General features: G+C 64.0%; 26 protein-coding genes. 8 read left to right on the top strand and 18 right to left on the bottom strand.

The genetic code is table 11. The features are described from left to right. The first annotated feature begins 265 nt into the window (after positions 1–265). The gene (locus tag VMW12_05955; GenBank protein HUZ49272.1) at positions 266–754 is read left to right on the top strand and encodes a hypothetical protein; all 489 of its coding nucleotides are present in this window, start codon (positions 266–268) and stop codon (positions 752–754) included. A gap of 6 nt (positions 755–760) precedes the next feature. On the opposite strand, the gene VMW12_05950 is transcribed toward VMW12_05955, so the two are convergent. Further along, the gene (locus tag VMW12_05950; GenBank protein HUZ49271.1) at positions 761–2,242 is read right to left on the bottom strand and encodes a deoxyribodipyrimidine photo-lyase; all 1,482 of its coding nucleotides are present in this window, start codon (positions 2,240–2,242) and stop codon (positions 761–763) included. A 27-nt stretch (positions 2,243–2,269) separates the two neighbouring features. On the opposite strand from VMW12_05950, the gene VMW12_05945 reads away from it, so the two are divergent. From VMW12_05945 to VMW12_05925, 5 genes are read left to right on the top strand one after another with little or no spacing between them, the layout of a single operon-like run. Continuing rightward, positions 2,270–3,304 carry a dipeptide epimerase gene (locus tag VMW12_05945; GenBank protein HUZ49270.1) on the top strand — a complete coding sequence of 345 codons (1,035 nt, stop codon included), beginning with the start codon at positions 2,270–2,272 and terminating at the stop codon, positions 3,302–3,304. Then, complete coding sequence (locus tag VMW12_05940) at positions 3,301–4,359, top strand: DUF1611 domain-containing protein (protein ID HUZ49269.1); 1,059 nt, start codon at positions 3,301–3,303, stop codon at positions 4,357–4,359. Before VMW12_05945 ends, VMW12_05940 begins: the two co-directional genes overlap by 4 nt. Continuing rightward, positions 4,356–5,981, top strand: coding sequence for an ABC transporter substrate-binding protein (locus VMW12_05935; GenBank protein HUZ49268.1), 1,626 nt, complete (start codon positions 4,356–4,358; stop codon positions 5,979–5,981). The genes VMW12_05940 and VMW12_05935 overlap by 4 nt, the downstream gene beginning before the upstream one ends. After that, positions 5,963–6,880, top strand: a complete 918-nt coding sequence (locus VMW12_05930) for a C39 family peptidase (protein HUZ49267.1) — start codon at positions 5,963–5,965, stop codon at positions 6,878–6,880. The genes VMW12_05935 and VMW12_05930 overlap by 19 nt, the downstream gene beginning before the upstream one ends. Further along, positions 6,877–7,407, top strand: a complete 531-nt coding sequence (locus VMW12_05925) for a tRNA (cytidine(34)-2'-O)-methyltransferase (GenBank protein HUZ49266.1) — start codon at positions 6,877–6,879, stop codon at positions 7,405–7,407. The genes VMW12_05930 and VMW12_05925 overlap by 4 nt, the downstream gene beginning before the upstream one ends. A 72-nt stretch (positions 7,408–7,479) precedes the next feature. Here the strand turns inward: VMW12_05925 and VMW12_05920 are convergent, their stop codons facing one another. The 3 genes from VMW12_05920 to VMW12_05910 all read right to left on the bottom strand — a co-directional run bounded on the left by VMW12_05920 (position 7,480) and on the right by VMW12_05910 (position 10,097). Next, positions 7,480–7,932: a hypothetical protein gene (locus VMW12_05920; GenBank protein HUZ49265.1), complete on the bottom strand. Its 453-nt coding sequence runs from the start codon at positions 7,930–7,932 to the stop codon at positions 7,480–7,482. Beyond that, positions 7,929–8,672, bottom strand: coding sequence for a hypothetical protein (locus VMW12_05915; GenBank protein ID HUZ49264.1), 744 nt, complete (start codon positions 8,670–8,672; stop codon positions 7,929–7,931). Before VMW12_05915 ends, VMW12_05920 begins: the two co-directional genes overlap by 4 nt. Positions 8,673–8,855: 183 nt before the next feature. Continuing rightward, on the bottom strand, positions 8,856–10,097 hold the full coding sequence (locus VMW12_05910; GenBank protein HUZ49263.1) for an MFS transporter: 1,242 nt from the start codon (positions 10,095–10,097) through the stop codon (positions 8,856–8,858). A gap of 82 nt (positions 10,098–10,179) precedes the next feature. Here VMW12_05910 and VMW12_05905 point away from each other — a divergent pair, with 82 nt between their 5' ends. Both VMW12_05905 and VMW12_05900 read left to right on the top strand, forming a co-directional pair. Beyond that, positions 10,180–11,064 (top strand): LysR family transcriptional regulator, encoded by an 885-nt coding sequence (locus tag VMW12_05905; GenBank protein ID HUZ49262.1) that lies wholly within the window; start codon positions 10,180–10,182, stop codon positions 11,062–11,064. Further along, positions 11,061–11,756 carry a uracil-DNA glycosylase gene (locus VMW12_05900; protein HUZ49261.1) on the top strand — a complete coding sequence of 232 codons (696 nt, stop codon included), beginning with the start codon at positions 11,061–11,063 and terminating at the stop codon, positions 11,754–11,756. The genes VMW12_05905 and VMW12_05900 overlap by 4 nt, the downstream gene beginning before the upstream one ends. 48 nt (positions 11,757–11,804) lie before the next feature. Here the strand turns inward: VMW12_05900 and VMW12_05895 are convergent, their stop codons facing one another. From VMW12_05895 to hisS, 14 genes are read right to left on the bottom strand one after another with little or no spacing between them, the layout of a single operon-like run. Then, positions 11,805–12,191 carry a hypothetical protein gene (locus tag VMW12_05895; protein ID HUZ49260.1) on the bottom strand — a complete coding sequence of 129 codons (387 nt, stop codon included), beginning with the start codon at positions 12,189–12,191 and terminating at the stop codon, positions 11,805–11,807. After that, complete coding sequence (locus VMW12_05890; GenBank protein HUZ49259.1) at positions 12,164–12,550, bottom strand: hypothetical protein; 387 nt, start codon at positions 12,548–12,550, stop codon at positions 12,164–12,166. Before VMW12_05890 ends, VMW12_05895 begins: the two co-directional genes overlap by 28 nt. Positions 12,551–12,557: 7 nt before the next feature. Next, a complete protein-coding gene (gene aspS, locus VMW12_05885) occupies positions 12,558–14,321 on the bottom strand; it encodes an aspartate--tRNA ligase (GenBank protein ID HUZ49258.1) in 1,764 nt (587 codons plus the stop codon). Between the two features lie 26 nt (positions 14,322–14,347). Beyond that, complete coding sequence (locus VMW12_05880; GenBank protein HUZ49257.1) at positions 14,348–15,250, bottom strand: glycosyltransferase; 903 nt, start codon at positions 15,248–15,250, stop codon at positions 14,348–14,350. Further along, positions 15,243–16,220 carry a glycosyltransferase family 9 protein gene (locus tag VMW12_05875; protein HUZ49256.1) on the bottom strand — a complete coding sequence of 326 codons (978 nt, stop codon included), beginning with the start codon at positions 16,218–16,220 and terminating at the stop codon, positions 15,243–15,245. The genes VMW12_05880 and VMW12_05875 overlap by 8 nt, the downstream gene beginning before the upstream one ends. A 20-nt stretch (positions 16,221–16,240) precedes the next feature. After that, a complete protein-coding gene (locus VMW12_05870) occupies positions 16,241–17,137 on the bottom strand; it encodes a glycosyltransferase family A protein (protein ID HUZ49255.1) in 897 nt (298 codons plus the stop codon). Positions 17,138–17,185: 48 nt separating this feature from the next. After that, positions 17,186–18,187 carry a glycosyltransferase family 9 protein gene (locus VMW12_05865; protein HUZ49254.1) on the bottom strand — a complete coding sequence of 334 codons (1,002 nt, stop codon included), beginning with the start codon at positions 18,185–18,187 and terminating at the stop codon, positions 17,186–17,188. Then, complete coding sequence (locus VMW12_05860) at positions 18,180–19,052, bottom strand: glycosyltransferase (GenBank protein HUZ49253.1); 873 nt, start codon at positions 19,050–19,052, stop codon at positions 18,180–18,182. Before VMW12_05860 ends, VMW12_05865 begins: the two co-directional genes overlap by 8 nt. 8 nt (positions 19,053–19,060) lie before the next feature. Further along, the gene (locus tag VMW12_05855; GenBank protein ID HUZ49252.1) at positions 19,061–20,275 is read right to left on the bottom strand and encodes a hypothetical protein; all 1,215 of its coding nucleotides are present in this window, start codon (positions 20,273–20,275) and stop codon (positions 19,061–19,063) included. Next, positions 20,275–20,772, bottom strand: a complete 498-nt coding sequence (locus tag VMW12_05850) for an adenylyltransferase/cytidyltransferase family protein (GenBank protein HUZ49251.1) — start codon at positions 20,770–20,772, stop codon at positions 20,275–20,277. Before VMW12_05850 ends, VMW12_05855 begins: the two co-directional genes overlap by 1 nt. After that, complete coding sequence (rfaE1, locus tag VMW12_05845) at positions 20,759–21,739, bottom strand: D-glycero-beta-D-manno-heptose-7-phosphate kinase (protein ID HUZ49250.1); 981 nt, start codon at positions 21,737–21,739, stop codon at positions 20,759–20,761. The genes VMW12_05850 and rfaE1 overlap by 14 nt, the downstream gene beginning before the upstream one ends. Then, a complete protein-coding gene (locus VMW12_05840) occupies positions 21,736–22,335 on the bottom strand; it encodes an SIS domain-containing protein (GenBank protein HUZ49249.1) in 600 nt (199 codons plus the stop codon). The genes rfaE1 and VMW12_05840 overlap by 4 nt, the downstream gene beginning before the upstream one ends. Further along, positions 22,332–22,793 (bottom strand): acetyl-CoA carboxylase biotin carboxyl carrier protein, encoded by a 462-nt coding sequence (accB, locus tag VMW12_05835; GenBank protein HUZ49248.1) that lies wholly within the window; start codon positions 22,791–22,793, stop codon positions 22,332–22,334. The genes VMW12_05840 and accB overlap by 4 nt, the downstream gene beginning before the upstream one ends. After that, a complete protein-coding gene (gene hisS / locus VMW12_05830) occupies positions 22,790–24,067 on the bottom strand; it encodes a histidine--tRNA ligase (GenBank protein ID HUZ49247.1) in 1,278 nt (425 codons plus the stop codon). Before hisS ends, accB begins: the two co-directional genes overlap by 4 nt. Positions 24,068–24,237 lie beyond the last annotated feature (170 nt).

Raw genomic sequence — 24,237 nt, 5'->3', positions numbered from 1 at the left:
ACGAAACCCAAGCCTCACCGGTCGTATCCGGAGCTGATGCTCCCAGGGTTATCTAGTCGGTTCGGGACCTATACGCGTTGCGCGCTAAACGCAGTCGAGCCTCTCTACCGTACCATCGCCCGTCAAGGGGCTTGACAGATCCACGATTCTCCCTTTCCGGTTATGGGGCGATAAACCGCCAACGTACCGCTCGGCTAAAAGCTATCCACGATCCGCTTCGCGAGCCTCTAGCGATCGGGACGCCGGCGCGTGATGGTAGCGCACCATGTACGCGTCTGCTAACAATTCGCGCTCGTTTATCCGCCACGGTTCGCTGCGCGTGCCGCGGAGCGCCGACCGCCTCTACGAAGCGGCCAAGAACTACCTCTCGCGCGTCCCCGCCGAGCACCATCTCTTCGACCGCCTGGAACGCGCGCCGAACCGGCGTTTTACGTTAGCCGTCAACCATCGCAACGACGATCACTTCGATCCGAACACCGACACGATCGCGTGGGATCCTTATAGTGCGTTGCGGACGACGACCGGCGGACGTCAATCTCCCGCACTCGGCCTGGGGCACGAAATCGATCACGCCGTAGAGAACCCTCGCGCCGAAAATCGCTTGCGCAATCGGATCGACGCACGCTACGACGACGCCGAAGAGCACCGCGTCATCACCGGTTCCGAAACGCGCGCCGCGCGCACCCTCCACGAAGGCATCCGCCACGATCATGCCGGCACGACCTATCGCGTCGCCTCACCGGTAATGCGTTAACGCGCGTTAACGCGCGCGAAGCTTGCCGAGGGCGGCGGCGTAGGCCTCCAGCGCGCGATCGCGCGCGGCCGCGTGATCGACGATCGGGAAAGGGTAGTCGCTGCCGACGATGCACCCGCTCTGCGCCTGCAGCAACGGCGGCATCTCCCACGGTGCGTGAACGTACTCGGCCGGAACGTTGCGCAGCGCCGGAAGTTGCGCGCGGATAAACGTCCCCTCGGGGTCGCATTTTTTGCTCTGCAGGATCGGATTGAAGACGCGGAAGTACGGCGCGGCGTCGGTGCCGCTCGAAGCCGACCACTGCCAGCCGCCGTTGTTTTGCGCGAGGTCGGCATCGGCGAGATGCTGCTCGAAATAGCGCTCGCCCCACTGCCACGTTATCAGTAAGTCTTTGGTGAGAAACGACGCCGCGATCATGCGCAGGCGATTGTGCATCCAGCCGGTCGCATTGAGCTGCGCCATCGCCGCATCGACGATCGGGTAACCGGTCTGCCCCGCGCACCACCGCTCGAACGCCGCGCGATCGTCGTTCCACACGATGCGCCGCGCCGCCGGGACGAACGGCTGCGTCGCCACGTGCGGGAAGCGGCGCAGAATCATCTGATAGAATTCGCGCCAGATCAACTCTGAAATCCAGGTTTCGATACTGCGCGCGCCGGCGGGCTCGGCGCGCTCCAACGCGGCAAAAGCGCGTTCGAAGCAGGTGCGGATGCCGAGGGTCCCCGCGCGCAGTTGCGGGGAGAGGCGCGAAGTGCCTTCGAGCGACGGAATATCGCGCTCGGTTGCGTAGCGAGCGCTCGGGCCACCGGCGCGCAGAAACGTCGCGAGGAGTCCCCGCGCGTAGGTTTCGCTGCACGGCGGATACAGCGGCGACGGCTCGTGGCCGAACTCTTGCGGGCGCGGCACGTCGCGCGTGTGCGGCAATCGCTCGCGCGGCATCAGCCTGCCGGCAATCGCGCGCGCCGATGCGACCGGTTTACGCGCCGCGATACGATAGCGCTCGAGCCACCGCCGCTTGTACGGCGTAAAGATCTTGTACGGCTCGCCCGCATCGGTCGAAAGTTCGCCGGCACCGAAGTAGACGTGGTCGAGATGCGCGTGCACCGCGACGCCTGCCGCTTCGAGCGCGCGCGTGACGCATTCGTCGCGGGCGATCGCGTCGGGCTCGTAATCTTCGTTATAGTACAGCGCCCGCGCATTCAGGTCGCGCGCCAGCTTCACGAGGTTCGCTTCAAACGAGCCCTCCAGCAGGACGAGGTCGCTCCCCAACGCTCGCAGCGTTTCGCGTAACGCTCGGAGCGCATCGAAAAACGTCTGCACGAGCGGTGCGCCCATGCGTTGCGAGCGCAGCAACTCGGGATCGAGATTAAAGGCGATACAGAGCGGCGCGCCCGAGCGTGCGCCCGCCATCAATGCTACGTTGTCGCTCAGCCGCAGGTCGCGGCGTAACCACACGATCGCGCTCGATTGGATCGGGTCGCCCTTCATCGTTATCTCCCGAGGATCGCTGCGCCTATGGCAGAAAGCGGCGGCATGGCTCTTTCGCTCCGCGTCAGTACGCTCGCATTACCGTTGCGGCATCCCTTTAGAATCGCCCGAGGAGAGGAGAGCGTTGCACGTACCGCCCTCATCCGCGTGAGCGACGGCAGCCACGAAGGCCTCGGCGAAGCCACGCCGGTCGCACGATACGGCGAATCGGTCGAGAGCGTCGCCGCATATTTTGCAGCGCATCCCCTGCGCGTGCACGACCCGATGCGTTTGGAAGAAGCCCTGGCGGGCGACATTCCGCCGGCCGCGCGCGCGGGGCTCGATATCGCGCTGCACGATCTCATCGGAAAGCGACTGGGCGTGCCGCTCTATGCCTTCTTCGGGCTCGACCCCGCCAAGACGCCGGTGACCTCTTTTACGATCGGCATCGCCGACACGGCGACGACGCTGCGCAAAGTTGCCGAGATCGGCGACCATCCCGTGCTTAAAATCAAGCTCGGCTTGGGCACCGACGCCGAGCAGATCGAGACGATCGAAGCGATTCGGTCGATGTATGCGGGCACGATCCGTATCGACGCCAACGAAGGCTGGGACGTCGCCGGTGCGATTCGCATTCTGCGCGAGTTGGAGCGGTTCGAAATCGAGTTCTGCGAGCAGCCCATCCCGGCGGGAAATCCGGCCGGGCTGCGCGCCGTACGAGAGGCCGTCGGTATTCCGATCGTTACCGACGAAGATTCGTTGACGGCCGCCGATCTGCCGAAACTCTACGGTTGCGTCGACGGCATCAACGTCAAGCTCGCGAAATGCGGCGGCTTGCGCGGCGCGCTCGCGATGATCCACACCGCGCGCGCGATGGGCTTGCGCGTCATGCTCGGATGCATGGTAGAGAGCGCCATCGCCGCCACGGCAGCCGCGCATCTCTCGCCGCTGGTCGATTGGGCCGATCTCGACGGGCCCTTCCTCACCGCCTCCGACCCGTTCGAAGGCATCGCGTACGAACGCGGCAAGATCGTCCTTCCCGATGCGCCGGGCTTGGGCGTACGCGAACGTGCCGCAGCATGACGCGCCGTTACGTCGTTCTCGCACCCGATCGTTTCGCCGGCGACGCCAAAACCGCGCACGGCGTGATTCGCTACGGCACCGACGCCACCGTCGCCGTCATCGACCCGTCGCTCGCCGGCAAACGCGTGCGCGACGCGGTTGCGTATCTCGATAGCGACGCCCCGATCGTCGGGTCGATTGCCGAAGCGCTCGCTTACGAACCGACCGCTCTGCTGATCGGCACCGCGCCGCAGGGCGGGGCGCTACCGGCCGAGTGGCGCGCGCACATCATGGACGCCATCGCGGCGAAGCTGGAGATCGTCTCCGGGCTGCACGACATGCTCGGTGACGACGTCGCATTTGCCGCCGCCGCCCGCAGTGCGGGAACCACGATCTGGGACGTGCGTAAACCGCCGGACGTGCCGCTCTTTCGCGGCGAGGTGTACGATGTTCCAGCGCCGATTTTGCTGATGATCGGCAACGACTGCGCGGTCGGCAAAATGACCGTTGCGTTGGAACTCGCGCGAGCGGCGCGCGAAGCCGGGCGACAAGCGGTCTTCGTCCCCACCGGCCAAACCGGCATTATGATCGCCGGTTGGGGCATCTCGGTCGATCGTGTCATCGCCGATTTCGCCCCCGGCGCGGCCGAACAGCTCGTGATGTACGCCGCGCGACAACATCCCAATCTCATCGTCGTCGAAGGCCAAGGCGCGATCAATCATCCCGCGTACGCGCCGGTAACCCTGGCGTTGATGTACGGGTGCGGCGCCGACGCGATGGTCCTGGTCGTCGATCCGCAGCGCGACCGCCTCAGCGGCTTCCAAACCCCCACGCTCGATTACCGCGCGCTGATTCGTATGCACGAAGCGCTGATCGGAACGGTGAAGCCGGCCAAAGTCGTCGGGATCGCGCTCAACACGCGCGGGCTCGACGATGCGGCGGCTCGCGCCGCCATCGCGCTCGCCAAGGAGCAGACGCATCTGCCCGCCGACGATCTCGTACGCTACGGGCCGCACGCGTTCTACGCAGCGCTGGGAACGGTTGAAAAAACCGCACCGCTGGCGGCGAACCCGTGAACGTTCGCGTGACGCTCGCAGCGCTCGCGTGCGCGCTGCTCTGCATCACCGGCTGTAGCAAGCAGACGGCGGGAAGCGCGGCCGGCGGCCGCAACCCGTGGACGCAACCCGGCGTCGTGCGGCTCGGCGAACCCGACGAACCCGATAACATCAACCCGATGTTCGGGCATACCTCGGCAACCGACGAAGTCGACGGCCTCATCTTCGCATTTCTGCTTCGTTACGACGCCGACGGTAATTACATTCCCGATCTCGCAACGCAGGTGCCCACGACGAAGAACGGCGGCATCAGCGCGGACGGCAAGACCATCATCGTCCATCTGCGTTCCGGTGCGCGATGGTCCGACGGCGCTCCGCTGACGGCGAAGGATTGGATCTTCACCTACCATGCGGTGCTGAACCCCGCGAATAACACGAAAACGCGTTTTGGCTGGGACGATATCGCCGGCGCCTCCGCGCCCAACGATACGACCATCGTTATCCATCTCAAACGAGCCGATGCCAGTTTCCTCGGGACGCTGGCGATGGGCAGTTCGGCATATCCGCCGCTACCCGCGCATCTGCTCGCCGCCTTGCCCAATCTCAATACGGCTTCTTTCAACAACGCTCCGATCTCCAGCGGCCCGTATATCCTACAGCGTTGGAATCACGGCAGCTCGCTCACGTTCGTGCCGAACCCGTACTACTTTCGCGGCGCTCCGAAGCTCAAGCAGATCGTATGGCGCGTCATTCCGGATCCGAACACACAGTTTAGCCAATTGCAGACGCACGAGATCGACGTCTATCCCGGGGTCAGCGAGAACGAGATCCCGCGACTGCATGAGGTTACGGGCATCCGCGTGATGCAGAAGCTCGTGGCCAACTGGCGACACCTCGGGTTCAACACGAGCAAGCCGTTGCTCGCCGACGTGCGCGTGCGCCGCGCTATCACCGAAGCCGTCGATTGGAAGCGCCTGATCGACACGGTATACCACGGCTACGACCGGCCGGCCGTCTCCGACGTGTATCCCGAATCGTGGGCGGCGCCGAAGCTACCGCCCTATCGCTACGATCCGCGCGACGCCGCCGCCTTGCTGCATGCCGCGGGATGGCGCCGGGGGCCCTCCGGCGTGCTGATGCGCGACGGTAAAGCGCTGCGACTCACGCTTTCGACCGGCACCGGTAATATGGAGAACGCGCTAGCGGAGGTCGTGATTCAGTCGATGCTCAAAGCGGTCGGCATCGACGTGCGCATTCGCAACTATCCGGTGAGCCTGCTCTTCGCTCAAAACGGCCCGATCTATAGCGGCGCGTACGACATGGAGTGGTCGGTCGCAACCAACGGCCCCGACCCGGATAACTCCGGCTCGTGGAACGGAGCGTTCATTCCGCCGAAGGGTGCGAATACCGCATGGCTCAACGACCCGCTGGTCAATCGCCTGAGCGAGGAAGCGTTGCGCACGAACGATCGCGCGAAACGCAAAGCGCTCTACCAGCGCGAAGAAGAACGCCTTCGCGAACTCTACGTGCAAGTCGCCGTCTATTGGGAAAACAAATACACGGCCGTCAACACCGATATGCAAAACTACGAACCCGCGGCATTCATCGCCGATACCTGGAACTCGTGGCAGTGGAAGATCTAGCGCCGGCGATAGCCCAAGCGCTCGACGTGCGCGGCGGGGCTCGATTGCTTTTCGCCCCAGCCCGGCGCGGCGTGCTCAGTTGGAATACGTTCGCCGAACAAGGGCACATGCGCTTTCGGTTGCTGCGCGCGGGCTCGCCCGCAACGCCGTGGTTCGATTACGCGCAATGGAACCCGAGCGGCCGGCAGTCGTATAGCGTCGAATCGGATAAACACGGGCTGCGCGTCGAAGTCGATGCGATCCAGGCGCAAACGCCGTTCGACGGCATCGACGTTCGCGGCGTCAATGTTGAAGACGCCGGCGACATCGATTTTCGCCTGTTGGCGTTCGCCACACCGGTGACGAGCGTTCCGAGCCTTCCGTACGCGCGCGCCCCCCTCATCCTGGACGTGCCGATGCGCTCGCAGTACGTCGTCGACGGCGAACGCGGCTGGTGCTCGCCGGCATCGCTCTCCATGGTGCACGCGTATCACGGCATCGATGTCTCCGTCGAAGCGACCGCGCGCGCGGTCATGGACCGCGCCTACAACGGCACGGGAAATTGGGCATTCAACGTTGCGTATAGCGGGAGCCTCGGGCTGCGCGCCGTGGTCGCGTTTCTGCCCAATCTCGATAGCGCGCTGCCTTTGATCGAACGCAATCTGCCGGTCGTGCTCTCGTACTCCTGGTCGAACGATGAATTACCGGGCGCGCCGCTCGAGCACTCCGACGGACACCTCGCGGTTCTCTGCGGTTTCACCGCGAACGGCGACTGCGTCGTGAACGATCCCGCCGCTCCGAACGTACGCACGATCTATCCGCGCGCCGCCCTGGAACGCATTTGGCAGCGCAACGACGGCTTCGCATACGTCATCGCTCCGGTCGGCATCGCCTACATCGACGCGCTACAGCGGCCATGACGAACGAACGCCCGTCGCAACCGCAGGAGCGCATGCAATCGCTGGTAGATATCGGAGATCCGCCATTGCACATCGCGCTGGTGGAGCCGGAGATTCCGCCCAACACCGGCAACGTCGCTCGGCTCTGCGCCGCAACGGGCTGCGCGCTGCATTTGGTGGAGCCGCTCGGCTTCCGGATCGACGATCGCGAACTCAAGCGAGCCGGGCTGGACTACTGGCACGCGCTCGGGGTGGTGATGCATCCCTCGCTCGACGTATTTCTCGAGCGCACCGCGCACCTGCGGCGCTGGTTTTTCTCCACCCACGCAACCCGCACGTATGCGAACGCCGATTTCGAACGCGGAGATATGCTGGTGTTCGGGCGCGAGACGCAAGGCCTGCCGAAGGCGCTGATTGCGCAATACGCCGACCGCGCGTTACGCATTCCGATGCGCGAGCATGGCGTGCGCAGCATCAATCTCTCCACCGCGGTCGGAATAGCGACTTACGGAGCGCTCGCGACGATCGGTTTCCCAGGGCTAAGTTGAGGCTGAGGCGTGACTAAGACTATGGGAAACACATGGTAAGCACCTGACATATAAAGTACTGACCGATAGAAATTAAGACGAAGGGAGCCTTAAAGAAATGGCCCCCTTGTCGTTGATATCAAAAAGGTTACCCGGCACCGCTCTCTTGGCAGTCTCTTTTATATCCGGCCACCATTTGAAGAGAAGCGAAGCCTGCGCAAACTTGACCCTCCCGCTGCCTTGAACTTGCATCGATACAAAAGAGCGAGGAAGCCAGAACGCGATAGCGTTGCATTCGCGATAGGCTCGAGATTCCGCCTCGTGTTTACCGCGGCTTTTCTTTTGCGCCCAATCGCCCGTTATTATAATGTAATTCTCTTCCGCAACTTCCGCGATCCATTCCTTGTCGTCCTTGCTTTCGGGGTATCTCGTCTTAAGATGAAGAATTTCTATCTTAGCCGCAAAGTCCGGCTTGTCAGCATATTCAAAAAAGCCTAGGGCTTTAACGAGAATTTCCGAGATACAAGTGTCGAAGAAGAACTTCAAGCGGCTTTCAACTGTAATGCGCTCTCGTATTCAACTGCATCGCGCACACCCTTAATAGACACGCCGTACCACTCCGCAACCGATTCTTCGGCCTCGCCCGACTGGCGCATAGCATATAGAACATGCGTCGGAACCCCGGTCTCCTTATCAATGGGGGAACCAAATGCCCTCGCAGGGTCCAGGATCACCGATTTGTCGCTGCCAAGCGGGCTAAATGTCACGGCGCATCCATTCGCGTATGACACGTCCATCAAGATGGGTTCGATGACATTTTTGAAGAACAGCTGACCCCGGGATAACTCTTCCATGAGCTCATCGTCACTCCCCGGGAAAATGCCGATACCGTCAGTTCTAAATCGTTCACGCGCAAAGGGGTAGTCGCCGTAGCGCTCTTTGCGTGCTGCGTAAGCTAGGCGAATCGCTTTTGACTTAACGCCTTTCGAACGAAGGGCTGCAATGGTCATTAGCTCGATCAACTGCACAAACGTGAATAAGTTCGTGTCGGCGATTTTTAACGGCGCCTCGGTAATCGCTGCATAGTCCTTACTCGCCTCCCGCCGACCTTTCGACCAACGCAGCAAAAGGCGATTGTCCACGCGACCACTTAAGCGGTGCGAGATAACGTCAACCGATTCGGAAACGGTATAGAGGCCAACACCCAAAAGGCTATCAAGATGCCCATCAGTGCCGCTCTTTTTTCCAAGCCCCATGCGCCTTAGTTTGATGATACCGTCAAACATACTGCAACCTCCTCGCAGCTCATTATACCAAACACTTGTTCGATATAATGAGCTGCACCTATCGGGGTTTGGGTTGGGGCTCGATTTTCTTGAATGTCTTGGCGCTCGGCGGGTTAAGCAGCTTTCTCACTACGACCCCTTCTAGACGCGGCTCTGGGCGCTCCGAGGCATGACCCAAAGTCTTCATTCCGCACCTGCGACGTCAAATATGGAATGTCGGGGCGTCTGCGCCTCCGTGCCGCCGATGCTCGGCATGAAGAACGAGAGCGCGAGCGAGAGGATGGCGAAAACCGTGATCGCCGCAAAGACGGGAGGCAACCCGTAGCGGTCGCCGATCGCGCCGAACATCGGCGCAGCCAATCCGCCGATCGTCACCGCGAGACCGAGCGTTACGCCCGACGCCATGCCGATGCGTCTGGGCAAATACTCTTGGCCGATCACGACGATGACGCTCGCCGAAAGGCCGAGCGCCGCACCGAACCCGATGCCGAGCGGAACGAGCAACGCGAACGACGGCGAGTGGAAGCCGCAGTAGGTGATAGCCCCGGCAAACAGCGCGGTAAACACCATCGACGCCGAAACGATGCGGCGGCGGTCGTGGCGATCGGCAAGCCTGCCGCCCAGGATGGTACCCAGAGCGCCCCCGATCAGCAGCGCGGCTAGCGCTACCGATGCGAGCACGTTGCTCGCGTGCGTCACCGTGATGGCGAAGATCGGGAGAAAGGTCACCGCGGCCAAAAACGTCATCGAGCGCAGCGCGACGACGCCCGTGAGGATGCCGAACGCGCCCCAGCGATCGGCCCCGGCGCGCTCGCGGCGCGCGTGGTGAGCGACGCGACGCACTTCCTCGAATTTCGGCAGTTCGCGCAGCAACAGCGCCGACATCACGATGCCCGGAATCACCAAGAACGCCGTACCGTGCAGCCCGAATGCGAGGATCAGCGGCGTGACGAGAATCGGCCCGAGCGCAAAGCCGAGGTACCCGCCCAGGGTGAACCAGCTCATCCCGGTCGCGCGCTTCGCCCCGGCAAAATAATTGGCGAAACGCGAGCCTTCGGGGTGGAACGCCGCTACGCCGACGCCCGCTACCAGGGCACCGGCGAGCATCCACGGCAACGTCGGCGCGAGCCCGATGAGCGCCGTGCCGCAACACGCCAGGAGCACCGAGGCGGGGATAACCCACGCGAACGATTTGCGATCGGAGAGATGGCCAAAGAGCGGCTGGACGACCGACGAAGAGAGATTCATGGCGAGGACGAGCGTCGCGGCAGTGGCGAGCGAGAGCCCATGGTGCGAAACCAGCCATGGGATGAGCGCCGGGAGGGCGCTCTGGTTGGCGTCGTTCACCATGTGCGCGACGGTGAGCAGCCGAATGCCACGCCCTTCAGAAGAAGCGGTCGGGAGCTCGAGAGCAACGGCTGACATATGCCAGGATCATCCCATGCGATCGACAATAGGTCAAATATATGAATCGGCTAACATTGATAGGCATAGCTTATTAATGGACGTGCGACAGCTCCGCTACGTGCTGGCCGTTGCTCGCCGGCTGAGCTTCACGCTCGCGGCGGGCGATCTTTCGATCGCGCAGCCGGCGCTTTCGCAGCAGATTGCCGGGCTCGAACGGGAACTGGGGGTTCGGCTTTTCGACCGTACCAACCGGCGCGTGAGCCTCACCGATGCGGGCAGCGCGCTCGTGGTGCGCGCCGAGCGCATCCTGGCCGACGTCTCGGCCGCCGCCGAAGAGATGTCGGCCTTCGCGGGCGGCCTCCGCGGGCGGGTGGTGCTGGGCACCTATCAATCGTTCTCCGAGTACACGCTGCCAAAATTGCTCGGCCGCTTTCACGCGCTCTACCCCGGCATCGAGATCGCCCTGCGCGAGGGCCTGGCCGACGATCTGCTCGCGCAATTACACGCGGGCAGCATCGATGCGTTTATCGGCGACCCGGGCGACGCCGGCCACGCGCTCGCGCGCGCCTTCGTGAGCGAACCGCTCTACGAGGATGAATTGGTGATCGCACTCGCGGCGACGCATCCACGCGCCCGAGCCTCCGTCATAGAGATCGGCGAATTGCGCGACGAGCCGTGGGTCATCTTCCGTCCGGGCTCCTCGCTCACGGCGCGCGTCTACGCGCTCGCGCGGGCGAGCGGATTCGTTCCGCGCATCGCGTTCGAAAGCGTGGATTCGATGACGGTGCGCTCGCTGGTGGCCGAGGGCCTCGGCGTCGCGCTCTTTCCGCGCACGCTCGGGAATACGCCCGGGCCCAACGTCGCGCTCGTCTCGCTCGCGCCGAGCCGCGTGTTTCGGCGCATGTCGCTGGTGACGCGCCCGGGCCCCTACGCTCCCTCGGCTTCCACGTTTCTGGACTTCATTCGCGAACGGTTACACGAATGAAGCCTTCACTCGCTTCGATCGACCGCCGCGTCGTGGCATGCACGCATTGCCCGGAACTGCGCGCGTACTGCGCGGATGTCGCGCGCGAAAAGAAGCGCGCGCATGCGCTCGACACCTACTGGGGCAAGCCCGTTCCCGCATTCGGCGACCCCGCGGCGCGCGTGTTGCTGGTGGGCCTCGCGCCGGGCGCGCACGGGAGCAATCGCACCGGGCGCCCGTTCACCGGCGATGCTTCCGGCGATTTTCTCTTTCCGGCGTTGCACCGGGCCGGGTTCGCGTCACAGCCTCATGCGATCGATCGTAACGACGGCATGGTCTTGCGCGATTGCCTGATCACCGCGGCCGCGCGCTGCGCGCCGCCCGGCAATAAACCGACACCGCAGGAGCTCACGAACTGCTTCCCCTACCTGCTCGACGAGTTCGACGCGCTCCCGCATTTGCGCGTCGTGATTGGGCTCGGATCGATCGGCTTTCGCGCTTCGCTACGCATGCTCGAACGGCGCGGCTTTACGTTCGAGGGCGGAAAGCCCGTTTTCGGCCACGCCGCGGAAGGCATCGCGCGCAAAGGTTCGCGCACGATTCTCGCGTTAGCCTCCTACCACCCCAGCCGCCAAAATACCAACACCGGCGTCCTAACCGCTCCGATGTTCGACGCGATCTTCGCCCGGGCAAACGAAGCGCTGCACGCCTGAGTGCGGCCGTACCTGCCGGCTACGCTGCGATTCGCGCGCCGGTCGCTCTTACGGAGACGGCGAGGGGGCGGTTGAGGGGGTGGGCGTTACCGGGCGGCCGCACGGGTCGGAGATGAGTGGGACGCCCCATTTGTTGAGCGTCGTCACCGTGCGCGTATCGGGCACGATCGAGCCGAAGATCCGTTGCACGTCGGCGAGCGCGGCGTTGCGCGCATCCTCGCTCGGCGCGCGAACGACGATCGCCGATCCAAGCGTCGCATCGAGATTCGCATGCACGACGATATCGGCACCGTCGATGGTGAGTTCGCGCGTCTCGCACGATGCTAGGGGCGAGGGCGAAGGCATCGGCGTAGCCGTCGCGTCGGCGCTCCGATGCGCGGCACATCCCGCAATTGCCAGGAGCAGAATCAGTTGAAGGTAAGGGTACGTCCGCACGAATCAACGGCTTTATCGGGAACCATCATCCCTCCCTCGCCATCGCCCTTGCGGAATGAGATTATTTTCAGCGGCGGCGCGTTGACCGCGGCCGGCCCGTACTGATGCGTGAGGATAATCAACTCGTTGTTGACCGTTTCGGGTTGGTCGGCACCCTGCGTGACCACGTAGCGCTGGACCGACCCGTTCTTCGCAAAGAGAATACGAATCGAGACGCCTTCCTGTGCGTAATGAACGTCGCGCTGGCCGCACGACGGCCCGGCCGTCGCCGCGCTCGCAATCGACGCCGTTCCCGCCAGGACGGCGGCCAGCGCGCCCGGCACGAGCGCTAGCCGGGCAAGCAAGGTTCGAATAGCCACGCTTGGATTATCGGCCGGTTTGCGGCTCGGGAGCCGTGCTGCGAAGGTAAAGATCTCGCAAGAGCGTCTCAGGAACCTGGGTGGGGGCATCCATCATGAGGTCGCGGCCGACCTGATTCTTCGGGAAGGCGATCACTTCGCGAATGTTCTCCTCACCGCAGGCGAGCATGACGATCCGGTCGATGCCCAGCGCCATCCCTCCGTGCGGCGGGGCGCCGAACTCCAGCGCCCGCATGAAGAAGCCGAAGCGTTGCTCGATCTGCTCTTCGGTCATGCCGAGCATCGTAAAGATGCGCCGCTGCAGCTCGGGCTTGTGAATACGGATCGAGCCCGAGCCGAGCTCGAAGCCGTTGAGCACCATGTCGTAGTGCTGCGCGCGCATCGCCTGCGGATCGGTGTCGATCAGCTCCCACTGCCCGGGGCCCGGCGAGGTGAACGGATGATGCGCGGGGGCCGGCTGCCCGGTCACTTCGTCGATCTCGAGATACGGGAAATCGAGGACCCAGCAGAAGCGGAACGCCTTCGGGTCGCGCAGGTTGCAGCGCTCGCCGACTTCGTTACGCATCCGGCCCGCCACCGCGAACGCCGTCGCTTTGGCGTCGGCAAAGAGCAGGATCGCATCGCCGGTCTGCGCGTCGCACCGCGAGCGGAGCTGCGCGACGTGTTCTTCGCCGATAAACTTCTGCGCCGAAGACTTCACGCCGTCGGCACCCAGAGCGATCCACACCATGCCTTTGGCGCCGGCCTGCTTCGCGCTCTCGGTCAGCGCGTCGAAATCGCGCCGCGAAAGTGAGGCACCGCCGGGGTAGCGCAGCGCAACGATCGCGCCGCCCGCGTCGAGAACCGAACGGAAGACGACGAAGTCGGTAGCCGCGAACACGTCGTCGACGCGTTGCAATTCGAGCCCGAATCGCAAGTCGGGTTTATCGACGCCGTATTTCGCGATCGCTTCTTGATGCGAGAGGCGCGGGAACGCCGGCACGTCGATGTCGAGCACGCGCTTCCACACGTCGCGAATGCACGATTCCATGGTTTCGAGTACTTCGTCTTGCGTGCAGAACGACATCTCGACGTCGACCTGCGTGAATTCGGGCTGCCGATCGGCGCGCAGATCTTCGTCGCGCATGCATCGCGCGATCTGCATGTAACGGCCGAAGCCCGCAATCATCGATATCTGCTTGAGCAACTGCGGCGACTGCGGGAGCGCGTAGAACGTACCGGGATGTAAGCGGCTGGGCACGAGGTAATCGCGGGCGCCTTCCGGGGTGCTCTTGATGAGCATCGGCGTTTCGATCTCGGTGAAATCGCGCGCGTCGAAGAAATCGCGCATCGTCTTGATGATGCGGTGGCGCAGACGCAGATTGCGCTGCATGCGCGGGCGGCGTAGATCGAGGTAGCGGTACTCCAGCCGGAGATTCTCGTCCACCGGGTCGTCGCTGTTCACGGCAAACGGCGGCACTTGCGAGCGATTGAGGATCTCCAGCTCCTCGATGCCCACTTCGATTTCTCCGGTGCCGATCTTGGCGTTGAGCGTCCCCTCCGGCCGCAGCCGCACGCTGCCGCGGACGCGCAGGACGTCTTCGTGGCGCAGATGTTCGGCATCTTTGAAGCTCGGGTGCTGCGGATCGAACACGATCTGCGTGATACCGTCGCGGTCGCGCAAATCGACAAAAATCAAGCCGCCGTGGTCGCGCCGGCGATTGACCCAGCCGTAGAGTTCGACGGCAGTGCCGGCGTCGGTCGCGCGCAGGGCGCCGCAGGAGCGTCGGATCGAATCGGTATGCACGGTGTGTCCTGTCATTTCGGCTGGGTTGAGTGGAGAGCGTCTTTGATGCCCGAAACGTAGTAGTATTGCTGCACGAGATCGCGAGCGAATTTCGATGTCGGTGCTTGCCGGTCGAAGTATCCCAGCAATGCCGGAACGCGCGTGAGGAGCGAGTGCACTCCAAGCGAGACCGGCGTCATGCCCAAATTCAACTGCACGTCAAAATGCGGATGCTTGCGGTAGAAGCGCACGGTCGAACGCCCCGCAAGTTTCATCTTTTCTTTCTGATCGTCGTGCGGGATATCTTGGCAATGATAGTTCACGGCGCGCGGTTCGTAGAGAATTTCGATCCCCGCGTGCTGCAAGCGGTAGCCGAGCTCGAGATCTTCGTGTCCGTATCCCGTGAAGCTTTCGTCGAACGATCCGACCCGCAAGAGATCCTCGCGCCGTACCGACGCGTTACCGGTCAGAAAGTACAGCCAAGAAAGCTTCTTACGCGTGGGCGGGTGGAGATGCCCGCGCTCCTCGGGGTGATCGCGCTTGAAGGCGTACTCCTCCAAGTCTTTGACTTGGACTTCCCATCCGACGACCGCGATGCCGCGCCGCTCCTCATGATGGCGAAGATGCTGCGAGAGCAGATCCGGCGACGCGAGAATATCGGAATCGTTGAAGAGCACCACCTCGCCGCTCGCGGCGGCGATACCCGCGTTACGCGCCATCGCGCGGCCGGTGTAGGGGCCGGGAAGGTGGCGCACGTTCCGCGCATCGGCGCGCACGCTCGCCAAGTATTCGGCCGTGCCGTCGTTGGAATTGGAGTCGCAGATCAACAGCTCGAAGCGCTCGCGCGGGAGATCTTGCGCGAGCAGCGTCGGGATAACGTGTTGTAAGGTATCCAACCGGTTGTAGGTTGGGATAACCACAGATATATCAGCCATCGATCAACGTTCTGGCGCCGCGCACGATCTCTGCGCGAAACTGCGAGAGCGAGGCTTCGTCGCCGTGCTCCGGCTTGCGAACGAGCACGCTCGGTACGCCGTATGGCGCCCATTCCTGCGAGTTCAGCCGGAAGAAGCGATGTTCGAAGGCGACCAGCGTGGGCCTGCGCACCGCGCTTGCGACATGGGTCGCACCGGTATCCACCGTCACGACGCATCGCGCACGCTCGAAGAGCGCAGCCCACTGGTGAAACGGCAACTCCCCGGCCACTCCGTCGGCCACGGCGGCGAACGGCGCCGCGTACGCATGGCATTCGTGCGCGCAACTGACCACCACCGGAAGGCCCAGCGCGCGGAGCTCGCCCACCAGCGCGAGGGTGCTCTCCAGCGTGCTGCCGTTGGCGAACCAACGCTCGCCGATGTGCACCACGATCGGCTCGGCCGGAAAGCCGGCCACGGCAAGGCGATCGGCCGCCGTTACGTCCAAGCGCAAGCGCGCGATGCGTTGCTTCGCCCCGGCCAACGCCGCGAGGTCGAGCAACTGTTCCACTTCGTGGCGAACAACGCGCTGCGGATCGCGCTCGCACAGTTGCGGATCGGCTTCCGAGACCATGAGCCGGTTGACGTATAACGGCGCGGTTGCGCGCGCCAACCAACGCCGCACGTAGGTGTACCCGGCCCGAATCGGGGCGCGCGTCGCCCCGACGAGTTGTAAATCCGTATTCCGCGGGGCCAGCGCGACGGCCATATCGTATCCGCGATAGCGCGCGCCGAAGACCGCCGGTTTCACCGCGCTCGGGAGATCGACAACCTCGTCGACATCGGTGTTGCGATCCATCACGACGTGATTGTACGGGCTGGTAACCATCGTGATGTACGCGTCGGGAAACGACGCGCGCACCGATGCGATCGCCGGCGTGGAAAGAATGAGGTCGCCGATCCGATCGGTGCGTGATAGCAGAATGCGCATGCGATTTGTGGCGGCGCGCGTCAGCCGGCGCGGATAGCCTGCTCCAACTCCTCGAAATATGCCTCGGTGGCCAACCCCCGAGCCGCCCGCAGTTCCCTTCCGCTCAGCGCGCGGTCGAACGAAAGATCGCCGAGCATGCGTTCGAAGCTGCGGCCGCGATGTGCCCCGCGCGTCAAGCGATGATAGGAACGCTGCACGGGGTTCATGCCGGTCGCGAGATACGTGCGCCAATGCGGGTGCAACTGCGCGAGCTGCACCGCCGTACGCGCCTGCGCGCGGGCCTGCGCCACCATTTTCGCGACGTTACCGCTACGCGGCCGGGGTTTGTAATGGTATGCGAGCGCTTTCGGATTGAACACCGCTTTGACGCCGGCGAAACGCAGGCGTAGGCCGACGTCGATATCTTCCCATCCGTACTCCGAGAACGATTCGTTGAAACCGCCGATCGCCCGGATCGTCGCGAGCGGGACCGACACATTGGTCGTCCAAAAGTAATTGCCGCTGTAGTCCCTGATGCTCCACACCGGTGGCGGCAAGTCCTCGAAATTCTCGACGTTGATGGCGCCGCCGCGCACGATCGCGAGCGGATGCGCGGCATGCGAGCGCAGATGCTCTTCGACGAAATTCGGCAACGGCAGCACGTCGTCGTCGATAAAGATGATTCGCTCGCCGCTCGACGCCGCGATCCCGGCGTTGCGACCCTTTGCGAGCCCCGCATTAGCTTGGTCGATCGCCACGAAGCGGCACGTCGCGCGTTCGCGCGCCCGCGCGATCACTTCCGCGGTTCCATCGGTCGAGCCGTCGTTCACGAGAACGACCTCGTATGCGTCGGCCGTAGTCTGCTCGAAGCATGCCTCTAAAACGCGCTCCAGCAGCGGAGCGCGATTGTACGTACAGAGTTGTATGGTCGCACGCATTGCCGGAGGGGTTCGGCACCCACGGGGACGGCCCTCGAAGGAGCGGCTCTAAGCGATCAGCGCCGCGACTTCGGCCAGAATATGGGGCAGGTTGAGATGCGCGATGCAGGCGTAGTCCGCGCAGCGTTCCTTGGTATCGCCCGGATGGCACGGATACGACGCGCGTACCACGCCGGTCCGCTCGCCGAGGGGAGCCCAGCGTTCGGGATAATCGCTCTGAAAGGGAAAGATGCCGACGGTCGGCGCGCCGGCCGCGGCTGCGACGTGCATCGTCCCGGTCGTGATACCGACGAACGCTCGCGCATCTTTCGCCAGCGCGCCGAAGCCGCCGATTCCGGTCGCGCCGCTCAGATCGATCGCGCCGGAAGCCGCGCAAATGGCCGCGACGATCTCCGCGTCGTTCGGCGAGCCGGTTACCGCCACGCGCGTACCGAAGCGCTCGGCGAGCGCGCGGGCTAGCGCGGCCCAACCTGCAACCGGCCAGTTTCCGCGCTCGGATGCAATCGCGTTAGCGGGATGGAGCACGATGTATTCGCGCGCCGCCAATCCATGCTTGAGACGCACCGCCTTCGCTTCGTCTTCGTCCTGCGCGGTGGGAACGAATCGCGGACGGTGGTCGCGCGTGTTGCAGCCGATCACGCGCGGATAATCCAGCAGAATATCGGTCCAGTGCGAGGTTACGTCACCCGTTTCGCTCCGCACGACCACGCGATTGGTAAAGCGGTAGGAGTAGAGCCGTCGAGCCTGCCCGACGCGTACCGGTATTTTCGCCATCTGGGGTATGCGCGCCGTGCGCGGCGTTGCCCAGGTGACGACGCACGCGTCGTAGCGTTCGTTCGCAAGCCGCGTCGCGACATCGCGTTCTTCGCCTTCGTCCACCATGACGCGATCGATATCCGGTACGCGCTCCAGCGTGCTCCGATGCCCCGGTAGGGTGAGCGCATCGACGTCCGTATAGCGCTCGCGGAGCGCTCGCGCGACGATGCTCGCTAGCATCGAGTCGCCGATCCCGCCACCCGCGCAGTAGAGCAGCGCGCGGTCGTTATTCATCCAACGCGCGGATGAGCTCTCGCGTGTACATTCCATCCAAAAATTGCCCTTTGGCGAAGGCGCGTACGAACCCGGGTGCTCCCGACGCCGTCGCCAAGCCGGCATAGAACGCCAGCAAGCCGTCGGGCAAGAGATATTTGCCGCGCACCAGATTGATGCCGTATGCTCCTGCGGCCATGCGCGCGCGCGCCGACGGTTGCTTTTTGATGAAGCGCGAGGCCATCTTCGCCTTCTCCAGCGCCTTGAGCGTCTCCATTTCCAGCGTGTTTTCGCTAGGCGGCTTGATATGCCAGATATACGCATCCCACGCAAACGCCCAGCGCAGGCCGTGTTCGCGCAAACGCACGCCGAGCTCGGTATCTTCCCATCCGTACAAACGGAAGTCTTCGTCAAATCCGCCGACGGCATCCAAAGCGTGTTTGGGCACCGAGACGTTACACGTACACATGAACGCGCGTGAATAATTGGCCATCGCCGGCTTGGGCTTCTGTTCGTACCCGGAGACGTTGAGAATCGGCCCGTTCACAACGAGATTCGGTGCATTGTGCGCCGCTTCGTGGGCGGCAAGAAATCCCGGGGGAGCCTGCACGTCGTCGTCCACGAACAGCACGATGTATCCCTGCGCGATCGCGATACCGCGGTTGCGAGCCTTACCGCGATTGGGCTCCGGCTCGTACTCGTACCGGATCGGGAAGGCGTATTCGCGCTGCGCCGCTTCGACCGTGGCCTTCGTATCGTCGCTCGAATTATTGTCGACGACGATCGCTTCGAACGACGGCGCGCCGATCTGGCGGTCGAGCGAAGCCAGCGCGCGCTCGACATAGCGCGCCCGGTCTTTACTGGCGATGACGACGGAGATCCGCATACCCGTACCTACTTCGGCAGCCCCAGCAATGATTCAGCCATACGGCCGGCCGCCCCGACGTGGTCGCGATACAGCTCTTTTAAGCGCGCTCCGCTCGTGGCCAGCCAGTTATCGTCGCGCGACGCATCGAGCGTCACCCTGGCGACGCGCCCCGGGGTCAGCGCGCCGTGCAACTCGCGCATCACCATATCCCGCGCGTCCATATTGGGCTGGGTGTGATAGACGAAGCGGCGCGAAACGCCCACCGCAACCGCACGCTTGAGCGGGACCCCGACGAGCGGAATGCGGTCGAGATAGGTGAAGGGCCCGTTGAACGCGATTTTTTCGGGCGCGTTGAGCGGCGTGATCGCAACGGTCGGGACGCCCAAGGCCGCAAGTTCGATGCATTTGGTGCCCGGTATCGTCAGCGCCAGCCGCGCGCGCGACGCCGCCGCAAGGGCGTTACGCAGAATCGGAAAACGCACGCGCGCATCGAGGGATTCGAGAAAGGCGCCCTCGGAGGATTCGACCAGACGCCCGCGCTGCGCGAACATCGCAGCGACGCCGCCGCGCTCGACGGCCTCGCGCACGCGGTCGAGCGGCGTGAACGGCGAAATGCCGAACGCAATCGGAAGCTCCGGACGTTCGCGTTGTACGCGCAACGCAACCGTGAAGAAAAACGGAATGAGGTTTTCGATTTCGTAACCGCGGGAGCCCGGCATCACCAGCAGTCCGTTGACGGGCGCGCCCGTTTCGAGCGGCGCTTGCGCTTCGAGCAATGCGCCGTCGATGGCAAGGTTCCCGACGCGTTGCACGCGATCGCGGTCCAAACCGGTAGCGATCAACTCTCGTACGTTGGCTTCGTCCACCGCGTACGCTCGCGCAAAAACGCTTTTATAGCGCGGCTTCGAAAATTTGTAGGTGCTCGCAACGCCTCCGAAGCGCTTATGCAGCCGTGCGGCGTGCATCAGATCGCCGCCCAAATACTGCACCACGTCGACGGTCGCTGGTACGTCCTCGGATTTCTTCCCCAGAGCGATCGCTACGTATCTCCGCGGCTCGTACACGTGCGCTTGCGGAAACAGCTCGCGCGCCATGCGGGCCTCGTTGCCGGTCGCATAGTCGTCGGGGACGAGAAACAGGTGGACGTCGGTCTCGGGTTCACGCGCGTACAACGCGCGTACGAGCGGGCGAACCCAGCCGGCCACCTCGCCCGGTCCGTTGGCGGTGAACGCGATGCGCATTAGCCGCCGTATCGAGCGATGATGCGCGCGATCGTATCGGTCGTGCTCATGCCCGCCACGTGCGGCGCGAGGCGGATCACCCCGCCGTGCGCCAGCACCACGGTACGCTCGGGAAGCTCGTCCTCCCGGTACTGCGCGCTCTTGACGTGCACGTTCGGACGAATGCGATCCAGCAGCACTTCGGGCGTTCGCTCGCCGAACTCCACCACGACGTCAACGCTGCGCAACGCCACCAGCATGCGCGCGCGTTCTTCGAACGGCACCAGCGGACGCTTCTCGCCTTTGAGCGCGCGCACCGACGCATCCGAATTCAATCCGACGATCAACGCATCGCCCTGCGCCCGCGCCCACGCCAGATACTCGACGTGGCCCGCGTGCAAGACATCGAAGCATCCGTTGGTGAACACCAGGCTGCGCGACTCTTGCCGCAACTCCTCGCGCCACGCACTCGCGGCTTCCACGTCTAAGATTTGGCCGAAAAATCTACCCGGATCCATGTTCCACCAATGCGACGATCTCATCCGCGGATGCGGTCGCCGTCCCCAGCTTCTCCACCACCGCACCGGCGGCGTAGTTTGCCAGCTGCATCGCGCGCTCGATCGAGGCGCCCGCGCTGAGCGCGAGCGAGAGTACCGCGATGACCGTATCGCCGGCTCCGCTCACGTCAAACACCTTGCGCGCCACCGACGGAATCGTAAAGCGTTCGCCCTCACGGCCGAACAGCGACATGCCGTGCTCGCCGCGCGTGATGACGACGTACCGGCACTCCAAGCGTTCGATCAAGCGAGAACCGGCAGCCTCTAACGAGGCATCGTCGACGATGGCAATGCCGCTGGCGCCTGCGGCTTCATGCACGTTGGGCGCAACGCACGTCACGCCGCGAAAGAGATCGAGATTCTGCGGCTTCGGATCGGCGAACACCAGCGGTGCCGCACGGGCGGCTTCGACGATGTCGCGCGAGAGCAGCCCCTTGGCGTAGTCGCTCAAGATCACGACGTCGCTTTCGCCGGCACGGGCGCGCACGAACTCGACGATTGCGGCGCGATCCGCATCGCTCAGCGCGGCGCTGCGTTCCCAATCGGCGCGCACCACCTGCTGGTGCTGTGCGACGATGCGCGTCTTGCGCGTGGTCGGCCGATCGTTGACGGTAAAAATCCCGGAGTCGTCAACGCCTTCGTCCCGCAGCAACCGCCGCACGTCGTCGGCAAACGCGTCGCCGCCCACCGTTCCGACGAACGTCACGCCCGCGCCGAGCGCGCGAAGATTATTCGCGACGTTTCCGGCGCCGCCGAGGGTGAACGAATGGTCGGTGACCGCCACGACGGGGACGGGTGCCTCGGGTGAAATGCGCGAGACGGTGCCCCAAATCCATTCGTCGAGCATCACGTCGCCGACGACGAGCACTCGGCGGCCGCGCATGCGCTCGAAGAGCGCGTGCGCGTCGGAGACGAGCAAGGCGTTCAAGCGATGCCGTCCTCGAAAATCAACGTCTGTTCGACCAAATCGCAGACGATGTGCGCCATCACTTGATGCACCTCTTGCACGAGCGCCGCATAGCCGCCGGGGCCGTTGAGCGAAAGATCCGCGATCTGCGCGACCGTTCCGCCGCCGTTACCCGTAAACGCGACCGTCACCGCACCCTTCTTTTTAGCGGCTTCGAGCGCGAGCACGATGTTGCGCGAGGTGCCGCTGGTCGTCATCCCGATCACCACGTCACCCGGCTGCGCGAACGCCTCAACTTGACGCGAGAAGATATGGTCGAAGCCGTAATCGTTGCCGATGCAGGTGAGCGTCGAGGTGTTCACCGAGAGCGCCTCGCTGTAAAGGCCGGGCCGTTCGCGCAAGAAGCGTCCCGAAAGCTCCGCCGCCATGTGCTGCGCTTCGGCCGCGCTCCCGCCGTTACCGCACCACAGCACTTTTTTGCCGGCTCGCAACGCCTTCACCAATGCGGCCGCGATGCGTTCGACCTCGCCGCGATAATGCGGTGCGTCGAGCAACCCCTGCCGTTCGGCGATCAAGATATCGAAGCCGCGACGGCCTTTCACATCGGTTGCGTTCACGGGGCAATCCAGAAAAGCTCTTCGCCCTGCGCGACCAACTCGCCGTTCTCCGCAAGCACGCGCACGACCGTTCCGCCGTACTCGCTTTGAATCTCGTTGAAGAGTTTCATCGCCTCAAGAATGCAGATGACGTCGCCCTCGGCGATACGGTCGCCTTCGTTAACGAAGACTTCGGCATCCGGCGAAGGCGAGCGATAGAACACGCCGGTGAGCGGCGCGAGCACGCGTTTGACGTTGGCAGGGGCGGCGAGCGGTGCGGGCGCCCCGCCGGCGTTTCCCACCGGGGCGGCGGCCGGCGCGGAAGGCGCGGGCGCGGCGAATATCTGCGCGCCCGGCTCCCGCCGCACGAGTTCGAACACCGCATCGCCCGAGGTGACTTTGAGGCGGTCGAGGTCGTGCTCGTGCATGATCGCGAGCAGCTCCTCAAGCGTCTGTGAATCCCGATCCTCTGTACTCATCGCATCCCCGCTTCTACAAGCGCTGCCGCAACGTCTCTTCCGCTGCCGAGGGCAAGGCGCCGGTCGCTCCGTGCTTCCAGGTCGCGCAGGATCAACTCGCCCTTGGCTAGTTCGTCCGTCCCGAGGATCAGCGCGTAGCGCGCCCCGTTGCGGTCGGCACTTTTGAGATGCGAGAGCAGCTTGCGATCGTCGAAATCCATGTACACGGGTTCGCCCAACCGGCGGCGCAATTCCGCGACGATCGGGACGAGCGCGGTGCGAGCCTGCACGCCCAGGCCGACCGCCTGAATGCCGCTCCGAACCGGCTCCGCCTCGCCCCCCGCAGCGTCCAGCATCATCAGAAAGCGTTCGATTCCTAGGCCGAAGCCGACCGCCGGAACGTCCGGCCCCCCGAGCGAGGCCACCAGCCCGTCGTAGCGGCCGCCGCCGCAGACGGTCGATTGGGACCCGAGCGCTCCGGAGATAATTTCAAACACGGTTCGCGTGTAGTAGTCGAGCCCGCGGACGATGCGCGGATTCACGACGAACGGGATACCGATCGCGATGAGGTAGGCCTTGAGCGCGTCGAAGTGCTCGCGGCACGCATCGCACAACACCGATTCGAACGTCGGCGCGCTATCGACGTACGGCCGGTCGTGCGGGTCCTTGCTATCGAGCAGCCGCAATGGATTGCGCTCCAAACGGCGTTGCGATTCGGCCGAGAGCGAAGCGAGATGCGGGCGAAAATGCGCGAGCAGCGCCTCGCGATAGCGCGGGCGGCAAACGTCGTCACCGATCGAATTGATGTTGAGCACCGCATCGTCGATCGCATTGCTGCGAACGAGTTCCCACGCAAGCGAGATCACTTCCAGGTCGGCTTCGGGGCCGGCGAATCCGACGCACTCGACGCCGAACTGGTGGGCCTGCCGGAAACGGCCCTTCTGCGGCCGCTCGTAACGAAAGATCGGGCCGATATAGTATAGCCGCTGCGGGCCCTGCGCGAACAGGTTGTGCTCGAGCGCCGCGCGCATGACCGGAGCCGTCCACTCAGGACGGAGCGTGATCGACCGATCGCCCTTATCGGTGAACGTGTACATCTCTTTTTCGACGATGTCGGTCGCCTCACCGACCCCGCGCACGAAGAGCTCGGTCGATTCGAACATCGGGGTGCGGACTTCTCCGTAGCCGAAGCGTCGCGCGAGCCCGTGAATCTGCGATTCAAGCGCCTGCCAACGCGCCGACTGCGGCGGAAGAATATCTTGCGTGCCGCGCGGGGCGGTGATTTTGGACGACATGACCTGCCCGAGGTTCGCAGAGGCCCGCCGTCGCCCTCCTCATACTAGGCGCGGCTCGCGCGGGTGGGATAGCTCGCGGACATGCGCACCGCACTCTACTGCACCGCGGGCCTTGCAGCGCTCGCCGTCCTCCCGCTCGGCGCCGCCCGCAGCGTCCTTGCGGGGACCGC

The sequence above is a fragment of the Candidatus Dormiibacterota bacterium genome (assembly GCA_035532835.1).
In the GTDB taxonomy this organism is placed as follows: domain Bacteria; phylum Vulcanimicrobiota; class Vulcanimicrobiia; order Vulcanimicrobiales; family Vulcanimicrobiaceae; genus DAHUXY01.
This window is presented reverse-complemented; position numbering and strand designations above follow the sequence as displayed.